Annotated in this window: 1 pseudogene; it reads left to right on the top strand. The window is 70.0% G+C overall.

Annotation, left to right across the window (positions count from 1 at the left end):
• A pseudogene (locus TN53_RS43380) lies at positions 1–333 on the top strand (hypothetical protein); the annotation flags it as partial.

The following is a 333-nucleotide window of genomic DNA, read 5'->3' as shown; positions in this document are numbered from 1 at the left end:
CGCCCGAGGAGGAGGCGCTCAAGGAACAGAGCGCCGCGAGGCTCGCGGAGCGACTCGACGCCAGCCCTCCGTCGCCCGCGGAGTGCCCGGTCCCCATGCTGCCCGTGGCCCAGCTGTATCTGCGCGACATACCCCTGTTGCGGCCGCCCGGCCAGGCCGATCTGCTCCAGATTCTCTGGTGCCCCTACGACCACGATCCGGATAACAAGCCGTCGACCGCGCTGTTCTGGCGGTCCGCCGCCACAGTCGTCGACATCCTCGCCGTACCGCCGGACCCGTACGAGGCGGACTACCCGGGCTATGTGCCCGAGCCGTGCGTGCTGGCACCAGAAT

The sequence above is a fragment of the Streptomyces sp. WM6386 genome (genome assembly GCF_000972385.1).
Classification (GTDB): domain Bacteria; phylum Actinomycetota; class Actinomycetes; order Streptomycetales; family Streptomycetaceae; genus Streptomyces.
The sequence above is the reverse complement of the archived record's forward strand: the minus strand, read 5'-3'. Positions and strand labels throughout refer to the sequence as shown.